A 14628-nucleotide genomic window follows, 5' to 3' on the forward strand; every position below is an offset into this window, starting at 1 on the left:
CGGGCGTCAGGCGGCGCGGATCTCCCGCTCCAGCTGCGTGGCGAGGGTGACGTAGCGTGGGCGGCGGTGCACCGGGACGAGTCCGCGGATCATCAGGTGCCACATCTCGGCGACCCTGCGCGGCAGCCGTCCGGTCGGTTCCAGGGAGCGGCCGGCGACGCGGGTGCCGATGAAGAAGCAGACGAGGGAGTGGGCGACGACGCCGACGTCCAGGTCGCCGTGCACGTCGGCCTCCCTGACGGCCCCGGTGAACTTCCGGGTGGAGAAGTCCAGCCACTCGGTGAACGGGTGCCGAAGCGGTGGCCGTACGGCGATGTCCGCGGTGGCGAGGCGCAGTCCGGCGCGCGGCACGGGGTCCTCGACGGCGAGCCGGGCGATCCCGAACGTGGTGCGCATCAGGATTTCGAGCGAGGAGCAGCCACGGCTCTCCACCTCGGCGACGAGCTGTTGCGCGGCCCTGGCCTGGAGCTCCAGGATGGCGTGCGCCAGATCCTCCTTGGCGGCGAAGTGGAAGTACAGGGCACCCTTGGTGACCTTCGCGTGTGCGACGATGTCGCTCAGGCTGGTGGACTCGTACCCGTGCCGGTCGAACAGATCGGCGGCGGCCGTGATGATCGTTGCCCGGGTCTGTTCGGCGCGTAACTGCCTCGCCATCCTGGGACCCCTCCTCGCACCTTAAACGAACAGGACATGCGGTTTGTTTTTAACCCCTTGCATACGATAACTCACCCACAGGGAACGGGAGTCCGGCGCACCACGCACCCGCCACGACACGTGTCACCCGCCCGCTTCGCCCCGGCCGCGCGCCCGGCGCCCCGCTGAACGGGCGAGCCCACATCGGATTCCCCCTTCGTGACGGGCGGGTGCCCGGCAGCTCCGGGACGGCGACCGCCTCCCACATGATCGCCACGATACGAGGCGGACGGCCGGCTCCTCAACGGGATGTCGAAGCAGGCGCAAAACAGCCGAACCGGTCGGTGCTTTCACGCCCCCCGCGCACGGCGTGCCGTTCGGACTGAACGCGTGTGGCGCCGGCGTCGTACTGGACACCGCAGACCCTGTTCCCGCGCCCGCCGAGGAGACGTCCCGGATGAGTCGGATGACCGCCCGCCTGAGCCTCAGGGTGGCCGCTGCGGCGGCACCGTTGCTGCTGCTGCCGTGGGCGGCGGGGCCGGCCCGGGCGCACGGTGCCCCGACGGACCCGGTCAGCCGGGTCTACGCCTGCTCGCCGGAGGGCGGAGCCGCCGGGACGGCGGCCTGCCGGGCCGCGATCGCCGCGAACGGCGCTCCGTTCACCGCCTGGGACAACCTGCGGGTGGCCGGGGTGGGAGGCCGTGACCGGAAGGTGATCCCGGACGGCAGACTGTGCAGTGGGAACCTGCCGGCGTACCGCGGCCTGGACCTGGCCCGGCGGGACTGGCCGGCGACGCGGCTGAGTCCGGGCGGGCGGCTGACGCTGACCTATGCGTCGACGATCGCGCACACGGGCACGTTCCGGCTGTACCTCACCAAGCCGGGTTACGACCCCTCGAAGCCGCTGGCCTGGTCGGACCTGCCGGAGCGGCCCTTCGCCGAGATCAAGGACCCGCCGCTGCGCGGCGGCGCGTACCGGATGAGCGCCACGCTGCCGGCCGACCGGGCGGGGCGTCAGGTGCTGTACACGATCTGGCAGAACAGCAGTACGCCGGACACGTACTACTCGTGTTCCGACGTGGTGTTCCCGGAGCGCGGGAAGGCGGCCGGGGCGAAGCGGTCGACAGGACCGGCGACTTCGGCGTCCGCGCCGGATGCGACACCCGCGGACCCGTCACCGGCCGCACCGGCACAGAGTCCGCCGGCGAAGGGCGCGACCCCCGCCGGGCCCGGGAGCGGCGGGCGGTCCGAGAGCGCCGTCGCCGACGGGACTCCTGTCGCGGAGGCCACGCACGGCGGCTCGGGGCCCTCGGCCCCGTTGCTGGCGGGCGGCGCCACCGCGGTGCTGCTGCTCACCGGCGGCGCCGCCCTCTTTCTCCGGCTACGCCGTCCGCGACGCCGCTGAACCGGGCGGTCCGGTCGGTCAGTTGACGTACACCCGGGCACCGGCGTCGGTGACGGGCGCGTACTTGGCCGTGAAGTAGCCGTTGGCGAAGCACAGCGACGAGCCGGAGCTCTTGGTGAACTGCTGGTTGGTGAAGGTGATGCTGCTGTCGGCGTTGTCGGCCTTGCCGGTCAGGCCGGGCGCCTGGTAGACGCAGGTGACGGTGCCCAGCAGGGTGCGCAGCTGCACCGTGGCCTGGACGACGGAGCCGCTCGGGGGCGAGACGGTGAGGGTGCCGGCCGAGGTGATCGTCGCCGAGTACGGCAGGTTGTTGATGGTGATGCCGTTGACACCGAGGACACCGGTGACGTTGCTGGAACAGGTGCTGCTGTCGAAGGTGTGCGCGGTGACGGATTCGGTGGCCGTACCGGGCGCGGTCGGGTTGCCGGTGACCTTGGCCGTGAACTGGGAGCCCGTGCACTTCACGCCGCTGGTGCCGGTCGCGCTGGAGTAGAAGGTGGCGGTGGTGCCGGAGGCCAGGGGTGCGGTCAGGGTGTCGCCGACTGCGGCCGCGGTGCCGCCGGCGCTGCCGGTGGTCAGCACCGCGCCGGCCGCGGAGGCCGGGGTGGCCCAGGTGAGGGCGAGCGCCGTGGCGGTGCCGGCGAGGGCGAGGAGGGAGCGCTTGCGCATGCGGGTGCCTCTCTTCCGAGGTGGGGGGACAGATGAGGTGAGGTGGGGGGTGGCGGGTGGTACGAGGGTGCCGCCGGCGCAGGGCCGTAGCGCCTTCTCCGTACGCGGCGGTCCCGCGCCGGCGGCACACCGGGCACCGGTCGAAGGCCTCGGGGGAAGACCTCCGGCCGGGCCGGACAAGGGGGCGGCCGGGCACGTACGGAAAGGGAAGGACGACCGTGCCGGTGCCGCTGTGCGAGGTGGAGCGGTTGCCGTGACAGGGCCGGGAACGCGGCCGGTGCCGCGGGGGTGCGGCTGGTGCCACGCCGCGGACGCGACGGGTGCCGCCTGCCGGATCCGGCGCCACGGATCCGGGGAAACAGGGGAAGTTGTAGACCTGATCAACCGTCAGCGTCAAGGTGTGGAAAGGGAGTTGTGCCAGGCGAAAACGGTCTCGCGCACATCCGACACCCTTTTTTCACATCTCCCTTGACCCCTTAATGTAACCGGCGGTAACTTCCTCGAAGGCTACTGCCGCGTAACGAGAAAGCCCTTGCGCCCGCCGGGAGTTGCGAGGAGGCGTACGCGGTATTCGCTGTCCGCGCCAGGACACCGCGCCACTGAAGCCCAACCCGCATTGATCCATGCCCATGGGAGCAGACATGGCCTCGTCCCCGGACCTCCCGTCCGCCGGCAACACCCCCGAGACACCGGGGAGCGACACCCCCTCCGACACCCCGAACACCGCCGGCACCAGCGTCGGCGGCGAGAGACGGGGGCGCGTCCGGGCCCGCCGGGCCGCGGTGATGGCGGTACCCGCCACCCTCATCGCCGCCGGCCTCGCGGTCCTCACCGCGCAGGGCGCGCTGGGCGTCCAGTTCGCCATTTCCGGGATGCCGTTCACGGTCACCGCGACCGAATTGAACGGCACCGGGTTCGAGCAGTTCGGCGGGCTCGACAACATGGCGGAGGGCAGCCCGAACGCCGGGGACTCCGGCGGCCAGGTGCTCATCGTCACCTCCGCGATCAAGCACGCCACGCTCACCAAGCTGTGCCAGAGCGTCGACCTCGGCGGCACCAACCTGTTGATCACCGCGGGCAGCGGGTCGGAGAAGGTCAGCGCGACCGACCTGACCACCGACTCCACCGAGCTGACGGGTGACGCGGCGTTCAACAACATCGAGATCGGCAACGACGCCAGCACGCTGACCAAGGCGGGCGTGAAGGGTCCGATCGGCGTCTTCAGCCAGCAGGCCGACACCGTGCGGATCGCCAACCTGCGGCAGACGAACTACGCGACCACGGCTGGCGTGTTCAAGCTGCCCGGTCTCAAGCTCCGGTTCAGCGACTCGGGTTGCTGAGCACCGTGCCGGACCGTCCGCATCCGGGACCGAGGGCCGCCTTCCGCGGATGGCGGGCCCGCCGGCCGTTCTGGGGCGGGCTGCTGCTCGCCCTCGGCGGCGGCGAGATCCTGCTCACCGAGAAGGCCTCGCTGAAGGTCGTCCTGCACATCGGCATGCAGGGCCTGGCCGGCTATCTGCTGCCGGCCCTCATGGTGCTGCTGGGCCTGCTGATCCTCTTCAACCCCTCGCAGCGGCTCTTCTACTCCATCACCGGCATCCTGCTCTCCCTGGGCACCTGGCTCACGTCCAACCTGGGCGGCTTCTTCATCGGCCTTCTCCTCGGCGCCACCGGCAGCTGCCTCACCTTCGGCTGGCTCCCCGACCAGGAACCGCGCGTCAGCCGCCGCGAACGCCGCAAGCAGGCACGTGCCGCGGGGCGCTCCCTGGCCTCGGAGGGCGCGGAGGGGACGGCCTGACGGGAGGTGCGGCCCGGGTGCGGGCGGGTGTTCCGGCGTTCGACTGTTCGGGCGTTCGGGTCGAGCGGGGTACGGCGGCGTGCCGTTCCCGCCCGTCGTGGCGCGCCGAGCCCGCCCGTCGTGGCGCGCCGAGCCCGCCCGTCGTGGCGCGCCGGGCCCGCCCGTTGTGGCGTGCTGGGCCCCTCCGCCCGTGCCGGGGCGGGCCGGAATGCGCCGGTCCCCGGCCCCACGTCACCCGAACAGGTGACTTGGGAACTTCTTTGCCCTTGCCGCGAGTTCATCGGTCAGTCGGACGGTGGTGGAGTGCCGTCCGGGTGAGGCGATGAGCGAAGGAGTCACGGCATGGTGTTCAAGAGGCTGCTGGGCGCGATCGGGGTCGGCGGCCCCTCCGTGGACACGGTGCTGGACGGCGGCGCGGCGCTGCCCGGCGGCGCGCTGGCCGGCCGGGTGCTGTTGCGGGGCGGTGGTGCGGCCGTGGAGGTCGAGCACATCGGCCTGGAGCTGATCGCGCGCGTCGAGGCGGAGCACGCGGAGGGCGAGAGCGAGGGCACGGTCGTCTTCGAGCGGTTCACCGTGGGCGGCGGCTTCCGGCTCGGCGAGCATGCGGAGCGCGAGCTGCCGTTCAGCGTGCCGCTTCCCTGGGAGACCCCGGTGACCGAGTTGCACGGGCAGCCGCTCGGCATCGTGCTGGGCGTGCGCACGGAGGTCTCGGTGGCCGGCGCCCGGGACAAGGGCGATCTGGATCCGCTGGCCGTCCGCCCGCTGCCGGTGCAGGAAGCCGTGCTGGAGGCCCTCGGCGGGCTGGGCTTCGGCTTCCGCTCGGCCGATCTGGAGTACGGCCGCATCGGCGGTACGGGTCAGCAGTTGCCGTTCTACCAGGAGATCGAGCTGACCCCGCCCCCGCAGTACGCGCACGCGGTCGGTGAGATCGAGCTGACCTTCCTGGCCTCCCCCACGGGCGTCGAGGTCGTCCTGGAGGCGGACAGGCGCGGCGGGTTGCACGCGGCGGCCCATGACGCCCTGACCCGTTTCATCGTGCGCCACGAGGACGCGCCGGCCCGTGACTGGCCGGCGGAGGTCGACGGCTGGATCCGCCAGGTGACCGAGCACCGCGACGCCTACGGCAGCCACGCGGCGTACGGCCACGACGGCAGACCCCCGGCCGGCCTGCACTCCTTCGACACCCACCACTCCGGCCCGGGCCTGGGCACCGCCGTGGCCGCGGGTGCGGCGGGCCTCGCCTTGGCCGTGGCGGGCGGCATGGTGGCCGCGGAAGTCGTGGACGAGATCGGGGACTTCTTCGAGGGGGAGGAGGACTGAGCGGCAGAGCGCACCAGGAGAACGGGGAGACCGGGAGGAGACGGGGAGGACCGCTCAGCCGGCGGAGCCCTGCGTACCGTTCTCGTCCTTCATCGCCTTCGCCTCGCTCTTGAGGATGCGCAGGGACTTGCCCAGGGCGCGGGCGGTGTCGGGAAGCTTCCGGGAACCGAACAGCAGGAGGAACACGACCGCGACGATCAGCAGATGCCAGGGCTCAAGTCCGTTGCGAAGCATGACCGCCCCCTTCCTTGGTCTCAGCTCGCGACAACGCTTGCCGCATTGCGCAACTGTACAACCCCGGTCGGAGGGTGCTCAGGGAACCCCCGGCGGCACCAGGCGCCGGTCGTGTCGGGACTTCGCCGCCGTGAGGGCCAGGGCGTACAGAGCGAGGACGGCGGCGAGCGGCAGATGACAGGCGACGGGCAGCGCGGTCATGCCGAGTGCGGTGCCCGGCGGGCCGGCCGGCAGGGCCAGGGCGACCGCGGCGAGCAGGGCCGCCGCCCTGCCGACCGGGCCGGGCCGCCCGCCCTGGGCCCGCCGGTGGCCGGTGCGCAGCAGCAGCATCACCAGGGCCTGGGTGAGCAGGTTCTCGGTGAACCAGGCCGAGTGGAACACGGTCTGGTCGGCCAGGGTGCCGGAGCCGTGCGGGGCGAGCGCGAGGATGCCGAAGGTGGCGAGGTCGGCGACGGCGTTGAGCAGGCCGAAGCCGGTGATGAAGCGCAGGAAGGAAGGTGGCCGCAGCACGGTCGGCCGGCGTAGGGCCCGCGCGTCGGGCCGGTCGAGGGCGAAGGCGAGCTGGGCGGCGTCGAAGCACAGGTTCTGCGCGAGCACCTGGACCGGGAGCATCGGCAGGAAGGGCAGCAGCAGTCCGGCGGCGAGCATGGCGAGGACGTTGCCGAGATTGGAGGAGAGTGTGACACGGAGATAGGAGGCGATGTTGGCGCTGCTGTGGCGGCCCGCGGTGACGGCGTGACCGATCGCGGTGAGGTCCTTGGCGGCCAGCACCACGTCGGCGCTCTCACGGGCCACGGCCACGGCTCCCCGGGGTGCCAGGCCGACGTCGGCGGCGAGCAGGGCGGGCACGTCGTTGACACCGTCGCCGAGGAAACCCACGGTGTGCCCGGCGGCGCGCAGTTCACCGACGAGACGCGCCTTGTCCTCGGGAGTGCACCGAGCCACGACGGTGGTGCTCCCGGCCGCAGCGGTCGCGGTGCCCGCGAGGCTTCCGGCGCCCTCCGCGGCCACCCGCACCTCCCCCGGCGCCAGGCCCAGGTCGCGGCAGGCGTGGGCGGCTGTGCCGGGGTGGTCGCCGGTGAGGATGTGGACGGTGATGCCGAGACCGGTGAGGGTGCGGAGCGACTCGGGAGCGCCGGGGGTGAGTTCCTCGCGGAAGGTGACCAGACCGCGGAAGGTGAGGCCGCGTTCGTCGGCGGGGGTGTAGGGACGGGTGCGGGAGGCCCGTTCCGCGGTGGCGACGGCGAGCACGCGCTGTCCGGCGGCGGCCTCGCGGGCGGCGAGACCGAGCAGCCGCTGCCGTTCGGCGGCCGGCAGGTCGCAGCGGTCCAGGACGTCCTCGGGGGCGCCCTTGGTGACCAGCAGGTGGCGGCCGAGCGGGCCGGCGAGAACGGCGGTGGCAAGTCGCCGGCCGGGGCCGACGGGCAGGGCGGCGATACCGTCGTACCCCCCGTCACATGCCCAGCCGTACCCTCCGCCACGCTCCTCGCCGTAGCCAGCGCCGTGCTCCCTGTCGTGCACTCCGCCGTGCTCCTCGTCGACCCCTCCCCCGCGTTCCTCGGTCTTCAGCAGGGCCTCGTCGAGGGCGTCGGGGGTCGGCAGTTCGGCGAGCTGGAGGGTCCACCAGGCGGCGGTGGCCGCCCAGTGCAGCGGCTCGGGGTCGTCGCGGCCGTCGGGTCCGAGCGAGCGGGCGAGGACGGGCCGGTCCTGGGTGAGGGTGCCGGTCTTGTCCACGCACAGCACGTCGATCGCGCCGAGGTCGTGCAGCGCGGGCAGCCGGCGTACGACGACCCGGTGGCTGCGGGCCAGCAGCGCGGCGCCGCGGGCCAGGCAGGTGGTGACGATCACCGGGAGCATCTCGGGGGTGAGCCCGACGGCGACGGCGACGGCGAACGGCAGGGTCTCCAGGCCCCGGCCGCGCAGCGCGGCGCCGGCCATGAGGACGAGCGGAGGGGTGAGGAGCATGAACCGGACGAGCACCCGGGCGATGCCGTGCACCGACCGGTCGAAGGCGCTCGGTTCGCGGCGCTCCGGCGCCCGCTGGGCGGCGGCGAAGCGGGTGCGGGGCCCGGTCGCGACGACGACCGCCGTGGCGCTGCCCGCGACCACCACGCTGCCCTGGAAGCACAGGTGGGACTCGGGTCGGGCCCCGGGGCCGGGCGGGTCTGCGGCGGCCTTGGCGACGGGCGCGGACTCGCCGGTGAGGGCGGCCTGGCGCACGGTCAGCCCGCGGGCGCGCAGCAGTCGCACGTCGGCGGGGACGAGGTCGCCGGGTACGAGCCGGACGATGTCGCCGGGTACGAGGTCGGTCAGCGGGATCTCGTGGGCACGCGGTGGGGCGGTGTCATCGGTGCGGCGCAGCACGGTGGCGGTGCCGGCGACCAGGTCGCGCAGGGCCGCCAGGGCGCGGTCTGCGCGGCGCTCGCCGGCCGCGCGCAGCACGCAGCCGACGGCGACCAGCGTGAGGATCACGGTGGCGGTGCCCCAGGAGGCGACGCACGCGGAGACCAGACCGAGGGTGAGCAGGACGGCGGTGAAGGGGTCGCGCAGGCCGCGCGCCCAGCGGACGGCCCAGGAGGGGGCGTGCGGGTGGGGCGGGGTGTTCTCGCCGACGGCGGCGAGCCGTGCGGTGGCCTCGGCGTCGGTGAGTCCGCGGGGGCCGGTCTCCAGGCGCCGCAGTTCCTGGAGCACGGTGCCGGTCAGGGCCTCAGAGGCCACGGAGCCGGCGGGCCGGGACGGCGGCGGGCGTCTCGCGCTCGGCGAGCCGGCCGACGAGGAGGCGTACGACCTCGACCACGGCGGCCTGTTCGGCGGTGTCGACGAAGTACACCTGACGGCGGCCCTCGCGGCGGGAGCGGACGAGTCCGGCGAGCTTGAGCTTGGTCAGGTGCTGGCTGACGGCGGGCAGCGCCCCGCCGACCCGCTCGGCGAGCCCGGTCACGTCGCTCTCGCCCTGGGCCAGCGCCCACACGATGTGCAGCCGGGCGGGCGCGGCGAGCAGTCCGAAGGCGGCGGCCGCCTCGGCGAGCACCTCGGCGGAGGGGTCCTGGTGGCCGGTGCCGGGCGCTGTCGCCACTGTCGCCTTCCTCCCGCTGCGTCGTCGCTGTGGTCCGGCTGTGTCCGCCGTGTTCGGGGACTCAGTCTAGATCTCGGGAACTTCCCGGCCGTCCCGTTCGTTTCTACATTGCTGTAGAAGTTATGTTCTACGTCGTCGCAGAAGCAGCCGCCGGGATGCTGTCGGAGCATCAGGCGGCCGACCGGAGGAGCACACATGGCCCTGTGGGACCGCATCAAGGAGTCCGCGTCGCAGATGCAGACCCAGTTGGTGGCGAAGAAGAACGACCTGAAGAGCGGCGCGTTCCGCGATGCGAGCATGGCGATGTGCGCGCTCGTGGCCGCCGCCGACGGGACGGTGGATCCGTCGGAGCGGCAGCGGGTGGCCCAGCTCATCTCCACCAACGAGGTGTTGCAGAACTTCCCGGCGGACGACCTGCGCCGCCGCTTCGAGGAGAACCTGGACAAGCTGACGACGGACTTCGCCTTCGGCAAGGTGAGCGTGCTGCAGGAGATCGCCAAGGCGAAGAAGAAGCCCGCCGAGGCGCGGGCCGTCATCCAGATCGGCATCGTCATCGGCGGCGCGGACGGCGACTTCGACAAGGACGAGCGGGCCGTGGTGCGCGAGGCGTGCTACACCCTGGACCTGCCGCCGCACGAGTTCGACCTCTGAGCACGCGCGAGCGCACGAGGATCAGGGCAGCCGGCTGCGCACCCGGGCGGGGCTGCGGGTGGTGGGCCTGCCCGACCCGCACCGGGCGGGCCGGTCCCAGTGGCCGGTCCGGCTGACGGCGACGGCCCGGTCGGCGCAGGACATCGCCGGGCCGCCCGCCGCCCGCCGTGACAAGGCGAGACGAGACCGTTCCCCTCCGGCCCGGCCCTCCCCGGCGCCGGCCCCGGCTGAGAGCCGGCGGCCGTCCCCGCTCGCGCGCTCGCGGTCCGGGCCACGGCCGTACCAGCGGCCGGTCGCGGCGGGCCGGCCGGGGCGCCGCGGTCGACGGCCGGCACCGGCGTGGTGTCGGCGAGCCGGGCCAGGGCGGGCAGGGTGAGGCCGCGGCCGTCGAGCAGAACGCGGGTGCCCCCCGGGTCGGGGGGCACCCGCGTTCTGCATGTCCACGGTCACTCCGGTCGCTCCGGTCGTTCTGCTCGTTCGAGCGGGGCGTTCGGGTGGTCGGTGTCAGGAGAGACCGGCGGACTTGAGCCAGGCCTGGGCGACGTCCAGCGGGTCCTTGTTCTCCATCTGCACCTGGGTGTCCAGCTTCATCAGGGTCTCGGTGTCGAGCTTGGCGGAGACCGCGTTGAGCGCGTCGACGCCCTTCTGGGGCAGCGCGCTCTTGTAGGCGAGCGGCTGGACGTTCTCGAACCCGAACAGGTTCTTCGGGTCCTGGAGGACGACGAACTTCTCCTTGGAGATGTTCGCGTCGGTGGTGAAGAGGTCCGCGGCCTGCACGGCGTCCTTCTTCAGCGCCGCCAGCGTGAGCGGGCCGCCCGCGTCCAGCGCCTTGAAGGACTTGAACTCCAGGCCGTAGACGGACTTCAGGCCCACCAGACCCTGCTGCCGGGTCTGGAACTCCGGCGAGGCGCCGATGACCAGGTCCTTGGCGACGTCCTTCAGGTCGGCGATGGTGGAGTCGCCGGTGAGGTGGTACTTCTTCGCGGTGGCGGCGTTGACCGTCACCGAGTCCTTGTTCTGCGCCGCCGCCGGGTTCAGCAGCGTGAGCTTGGAGTCCAGTTTGCTGTTGATGGCGTCGGTGGTCTGGCCGAGGGTCTTCGGGGCGGCCTTCGGGTCGAGGTAGGCCAGCAGTGCGCCGTTGTACTCGGGCAGGACCGAGATGGAACCGTTCTTTATCAGGCCGTAAGTGGTCTCGCGGCTGCCGATGTTCGGCTTGTAGGTGACCTTGATGCCCTTGGCCTTGAGGGCCTCGCCGTAGATGTCGGCGAGCAGGGTGCTCTCGGGGAAGTTGTTGGATCCGACGACGACGCTGTCGCCGCTCGCCTTGCCCTCTGTGAGCGGGTTGCCGCCGTTGTCGTCCTTGGAGGAACAGCCCGCCAGCAGAGCCGTCGCCGCCGCGAGGGCGACCGCCGCCGCGCCTCGGTTCCTCCGGATGGACCTGCTGATGTGGGTCGTGTAAGTCACCCGTCGATCCAATCCAGCTGGTTCTCGATCAGTCAAGGCCCACAGATCACCGATTGGCCTCGATCCGCGACTGCTCGTGCACGGAGAGCGGCTCCTTTGTAACGGATTCTTGATGAAAGGTGAGCTGATCGTTCCCTCGAAGGGACTGTAGTCTCGGCGCAGTTGGTATCGACCACGGCGGTGTGCGGGGCCCGCTTCGGTGTCGCGAACACAGGCGTTTCGAGGGCGACCAGGCCCTCCACGTCCGGGAGATCCGGGAGCCGTGCCGCTCCCGGGCCAGACACCCACGAAGGAGGCCCGGTGTCCACGAACGAGGTGGACGCGCCCGCCCGGCACGCCCCCGTCCGGGGCGGAGCACGGGCATTCGCCGACCGCTGGCCCTTCCGGCGCAAGCTCAACCTGCTCGTCGGCATCCCGCTCGCGGTCATCGCCGGACTGCTCGCCTACCTCATCACCGACCTGGTGCAGCAGTCGTCCAGCGCGGCCGCCGCGGCCCGGCTGGTACGGGACAGCGCGCAGGTGGCTCGGCTGGTGGACCGGGTGGAGGCCGAGCACCAGCAGGCCATCCTGCTGTCGACGCGCTACGAGTCCGGGGACGCGCACCCGTCGACGGCCGGCTACCGCGCGGCCCGGCAAGCGGTCGACTCCCAGATCACCGAAGTGCGCGAGGCCTTCGGCGACCGGCTTCCGCAGAGCGAGGCGCAGGCCCTGCACGGCGTCGAGGGGCTGAGCAGCCTGCGCACCTCGGTGGAGCACTCGTACCTGCCCGCCGACAACATCGACCCGGCCTACGCGGGCGCCGCCCAGAGCCTGATCGACGGCCTCGGACTCGACCGCAACGCCGACCTCGCCGAGACCTTCACCGGCAGCCTGCTGGACTCCCTGCTGCGCGCGGACGCCGCCCACGGCGCCTTCGAGACGAACGTGTTCGCCGCCACCACGGGCGACACCAACGCGCTGATCGAGTTCACCAACGCGGTCGGCGCCTACGACCTCTACACCCACCAGGCCGACCGCTTCGGCCGGTTCGCCACCGAGGCGCAGGCCGCGCGGCTCACCGGCATCGAACACACCCCGGCGCAGCGCGAGATCGCCGAGGCCTACGCCGAACTCCAGGTCGGTGCCGGCCGGTTGCAGACGGACGACCAGGCGGCGCTGCGGCGGGCGGTGCAGGACGCGCTGGCCGACTACCCCGCCTACCCCCGGCAGGCCACCGCCCGGCTGAAGATCACCACCGCGCTGATCGGCCAGATCGCCGACCGGGCCGACACGGCCGCCGACTCCGCCCGGTGGCGGGCCGGCCTGCTGCTGAGCGGCGCGCTGATCGCCTTCGCGCTGTGGCTCGCCTTCGCGGTGCTGGTGCGCCGCTCGGTGATCCGGCCCGTGCAGGCGCTCACCGGCGCGGCGCGGGAGGTCGCCGAGGTGGCGGGGCGCGAGCTGGCCCGGGTGGCCGACGACGACGCCGAGGACGACGGACCGCCCCGGCTGCGGGACATGCCGGTCACGGCCCGCGACGAGATCGGCGACCTGGCGGCGGCCTTCAACCGGGTGCAGACCACCGCCGCCGCGCTGCTCGAACGCCAGGTGCTGACCCGCCGCAACACCGCCGAGATGTTCGGCAACGTCGGCCGCCGGGTCAGCAACCTGACCACCCGGCAGCTCGCGCTGATCGACGCCGTGGAGCGCGGGGAGACCGACCCGGCGCTGCTGGAACGGCTGTACTCCATCGACCACATCGCCGTACGACTGCGCCGCAACGCCGACAGCCTGATGCTGCTGGCCGGCATCCGCGAAGCTGTGCTGGACGCGGGCCCGACCGCGCTGTCCACCGTGGTGCGGGCCGCGCTCGGGCAGATCGAGGGCTATCAGCGGGTACGGCTGTACGCCGCGTCGGACGTCCTGGTCGAGCCGGACGTCATCGGTGACCTCACGCTGATGGTGGCCGAACTCCTGGAGAACGCGGTGTCGTTCTCGCCCGACGGCAGCCCGGTCGAGGTCACCGTCCGCACCGGCGCCGAGGGCACGCACGTCGTGATCACCGACCACGGACTCGGTATGAGCGCCGAGCGGCTCGCCGAGGAGAACGCCCGGCTGATCCGCCGCGAACGGCTGGACCTGGTGCCGACGAAGGTGCTGGGCCTGTTCGTGGTGGGTGCGCTGGCGCGCCGCTGGGAGATCGCGGTCGAGCTGACCCGGACGCCGGGCGGCGGTGTGACGGCGGAGGTGACACTGCCGACCTCGCTGCTGCTGCCGCCGGGCCGAGCGGGAGCGGGAACTCCGGCCACCGCGACACCGGCCCCGGGACCGACCGGGCCGACCGGCCCGGCACCGGGCACGCGGCCACCGGCCCCGGACACCGCCCCGCGTCCGGCGGAGGGCACCGCCCCCGACCCGGCGCAGGGAAGCACCCCCAACCCGGCACCGGGCACCACCGCGACCCCGCCCCCGCCCCCGCCCCCGGACACCGTCCACGGCAAGGTGCCGGCCGACGGCGTACCCCGTCACGAGCCCGCCCGTGCGGAGCACGGCGGCCCGCTCCCCCGGCGGACCCCCCGGCATGCCGCGGACGCCCCCGGGGCCCCCTCGGCTCCGGGCGAGGCCCAGCCGGCCGTACCGCCCTCCTCGCCCACCGGCCGCCCCCTGCGCCGCCGGGTGCGGGGGGCCACGCTGCAGACGACCGCCGGTGCCGCGCCGACCGTGCCGCAGGCCGTGCGGCCGCTGGACGCGGAGGCCGTCCGCAGTGAGCTGGAGGAGTTCGAGCAGGCCGTGGAACGCGCCCGACGGGACGCCGGCACGGGCGGCTCCCCCCGCCCGCACGGCACCGCCGGCACCACGCACCCCCACCCGCACGACCACCCGAACCACCTTCCGGAAGGAGCCGAGCAGTGAACACGTCGACAGGTGACAGCCCGACGGGCGGCGGCGCGCCGGCCGACCTGCGGGCCGCCGCGGCCGACTTCACCTGGCTGCTGAACCGTTTCGCGACCGAGACCGCCGGCGTCGTCGACGCGATCGCCGTGTCCTCCGACGGTCTGCTGATCGCGGTGTCGCAGCTGCGAGAGCACGCCGACTCCGAGCGCCTCGCGGCCATCGTGTCCGGCATCACCAGCCTGGCCGCGGGCGCCTCCGGCAACTACGGGCTGGGCGGCCTGAACAAGGTCATCATCGACCTGGAGGGCGGCCACGTCCTCGTCTCCGCGATCGGCAGCGGTGCCGTCCTCGGCGTCGTCACCGACAAGGAGGCCAAACTCGGCAACATCGCCTACGAGATGACGCTGTTCGCCAACCGCGCCGGTGCCGCGCTCAGCCCGCAGCTCGTGCTGGAGCTGAAGAACAGCGTCGGCGCGGCGTCGGCCCGCTGAGAAGGAGAGCCCTCCC

At 73.1% G+C, this 14628-nt stretch carries 13 protein-coding genes; 7 read left to right on the forward strand and 6 right to left on the reverse strand.

The genetic code is table 11. The annotated features are described in order from the left end of the window. Window positions 1-6: 6 nt before the first annotated feature. Complete coding sequence (locus tag IG05_RS0102655; RefSeq protein ID WP_030338698.1) at window positions 7-654, reverse strand: ScbR family autoregulator-binding transcription factor; 648 nt, start codon at window positions 652-654, stop codon at window positions 7-9. A 436-nt stretch (window positions 655-1090) separates the two neighbouring features. Here IG05_RS0102655 and IG05_RS0102660 point away from each other — a divergent pair, with 436 nt between their 5' ends. Beyond that, window positions 1091-2038 (forward strand): lytic polysaccharide monooxygenase auxiliary activity family 9 protein, encoded by a 948-nt coding sequence (locus tag IG05_RS0102660; RefSeq protein ID WP_030338699.1) that lies wholly within the window; start codon window positions 1091-1093, stop codon window positions 2036-2038. A gap of 18 nt (window positions 2039-2056) precedes the next feature. Here IG05_RS0102660 and IG05_RS0102665 read toward each other — a convergent pair whose 3' ends face one another. After that, the gene (locus IG05_RS0102665) at window positions 2057-2707 is read right to left on the reverse strand and encodes a hypothetical protein (protein WP_030338700.1); all 651 of its coding nucleotides are present in this window, start codon (window positions 2705-2707) and stop codon (window positions 2057-2059) included. Window positions 2708-3348: 641 nt separating this feature from the next. Between IG05_RS0102665 and IG05_RS0102670 the strand changes: the two genes are divergently transcribed. The 3 genes from IG05_RS0102670 (at window position 3349) to IG05_RS0102680 (ending at window position 5825) form a co-directional block, all read left to right on the forward strand. Beyond that, window positions 3349-4047, forward strand: a complete 699-nt coding sequence (locus tag IG05_RS0102670) for a DUF6230 family protein (protein ID WP_030338701.1) — start codon at window positions 3349-3351, stop codon at window positions 4045-4047. Beyond that, window positions 4041-4505 carry a DUF6114 domain-containing protein gene (locus IG05_RS0102675; RefSeq protein WP_030338702.1) on the forward strand — a complete coding sequence of 155 codons (465 nt, stop codon included), beginning with the start codon at window positions 4041-4043 and terminating at the stop codon, window positions 4503-4505. The genes IG05_RS0102670 and IG05_RS0102675 overlap by 7 nt, the downstream gene beginning before the upstream one ends. A gap of 342 nt (window positions 4506-4847) precedes the next feature. Next, entirely contained in the window at window positions 4848-5825 is a 978-nt protein-coding gene (locus IG05_RS0102680) for a sporulation protein (RefSeq protein WP_030338703.1), read from the forward strand. Between the two features lie 54 nt (window positions 5826-5879). Here the strand turns inward: IG05_RS0102680 and tatA are convergent, their stop codons facing one another. The 3 genes from tatA to IG05_RS0102695 form a co-directional block, all read right to left on the reverse strand. Next, window positions 5880-6059, reverse strand: a complete 180-nt coding sequence (gene tatA, locus IG05_RS0102685; protein WP_030338704.1) for a Sec-independent protein translocase subunit TatA — start codon at window positions 6057-6059, stop codon at window positions 5880-5882. A 78-nt stretch (window positions 6060-6137) separates the two neighbouring features. Continuing rightward, window positions 6138-8777, reverse strand: a complete 2640-nt coding sequence (locus IG05_RS0102690; protein WP_030338705.1) for an HAD-IC family P-type ATPase — start codon at window positions 8775-8777, stop codon at window positions 6138-6140. Next, window positions 8767-9135 (reverse strand): ArsR/SmtB family transcription factor, encoded by a 369-nt coding sequence (locus IG05_RS0102695; RefSeq protein WP_030338706.1) that lies wholly within the window; start codon window positions 9133-9135, stop codon window positions 8767-8769. Before IG05_RS0102695 ends, IG05_RS0102690 begins: the two co-directional genes overlap by 11 nt. Before the next feature lie 195 nt (window positions 9136-9330). Here IG05_RS0102695 and IG05_RS0102700 point away from each other — a divergent pair, with 195 nt between their 5' ends. Further along, entirely contained in the window at window positions 9331-9786 is a 456-nt protein-coding gene (locus IG05_RS0102700; protein WP_030338707.1) for a tellurite resistance TerB family protein, read from the forward strand. Between the two features lie 504 nt (window positions 9787-10290). Here the strand turns inward: IG05_RS0102700 and IG05_RS0102705 are convergent. Then, window positions 10291-11250 carry an ABC transporter substrate-binding protein gene (locus IG05_RS0102705; protein WP_030338708.1) on the reverse strand — a complete coding sequence of 320 codons (960 nt, stop codon included), beginning with the start codon at window positions 11248-11250 and terminating at the stop codon, window positions 10291-10293. Window positions 11251-11550: 300 nt separating this feature from the next. Between IG05_RS0102705 and IG05_RS0102710 the strand changes: the two genes are divergently transcribed. Both IG05_RS0102710 and IG05_RS0102715 read left to right on the forward strand, forming a co-directional pair. Beyond that, the gene (locus IG05_RS0102710; RefSeq protein WP_030338709.1) at window positions 11551-14139 is read left to right on the forward strand and encodes a HAMP domain-containing histidine kinase; all 2589 of its coding nucleotides are present in this window, start codon (window positions 11551-11553) and stop codon (window positions 14137-14139) included. Further along, entirely contained in the window at window positions 14136-14612 is a 477-nt protein-coding gene (locus tag IG05_RS0102715) for a roadblock/LC7 domain-containing protein (protein WP_030338710.1), read from the forward strand. The genes IG05_RS0102710 and IG05_RS0102715 overlap by 4 nt, the downstream gene beginning before the upstream one ends. Window positions 14613-14628 lie beyond the last annotated feature (16 nt).

Source organism: Streptomyces sp. NRRL S-1022, from assembly GCF_000720135.1.
Taxonomy (GTDB): Bacteria; Actinomycetota; Actinomycetes; order Streptomycetales; family Streptomycetaceae; genus Streptomyces.

Bases quoted from the DNA above. Each gene is read 5' to 3' on its own strand.
- IG05_RS0102655 (WP_030338698.1), bottom strand. From the start codon at position 654: ATGGCGAGGCAGTTACGCGCCGAACAGACCCGGGCAACGATCATCACG.
- IG05_RS0102660 (WP_030338699.1), top strand. From the start codon at position 1,091: ATGAGTCGGATGACCGCCCGCCTGAGCCTCAGGGTGGCCGCTGCGGCG.
- IG05_RS0102665 (WP_030338700.1), bottom strand. From the start codon at position 2,707: ATGCGCAAGCGCTCCCTCCTCGCCCTCGCCGGCACCGCCACGGCGCTC.
- IG05_RS0102670 (WP_030338701.1), top strand. From the start codon at position 3,349: ATGGCCTCGTCCCCGGACCTCCCGTCCGCCGGCAACACCCCCGAGACA.
- IG05_RS0102680 (WP_030338703.1), top strand. From the start codon at position 4,848: ATGGTGTTCAAGAGGCTGCTGGGCGCGATCGGGGTCGGCGGCCCCTCC.
- tatA (WP_030338704.1), bottom strand. From the start codon at position 6,059: ATGCTTCGCAACGGACTTGAGCCCTGGCATCTGCTGATCGTCGCGGTC.
- IG05_RS0102700 (WP_030338707.1), top strand. From the start codon at position 9,331: ATGGCCCTGTGGGACCGCATCAAGGAGTCCGCGTCGCAGATGCAGACC.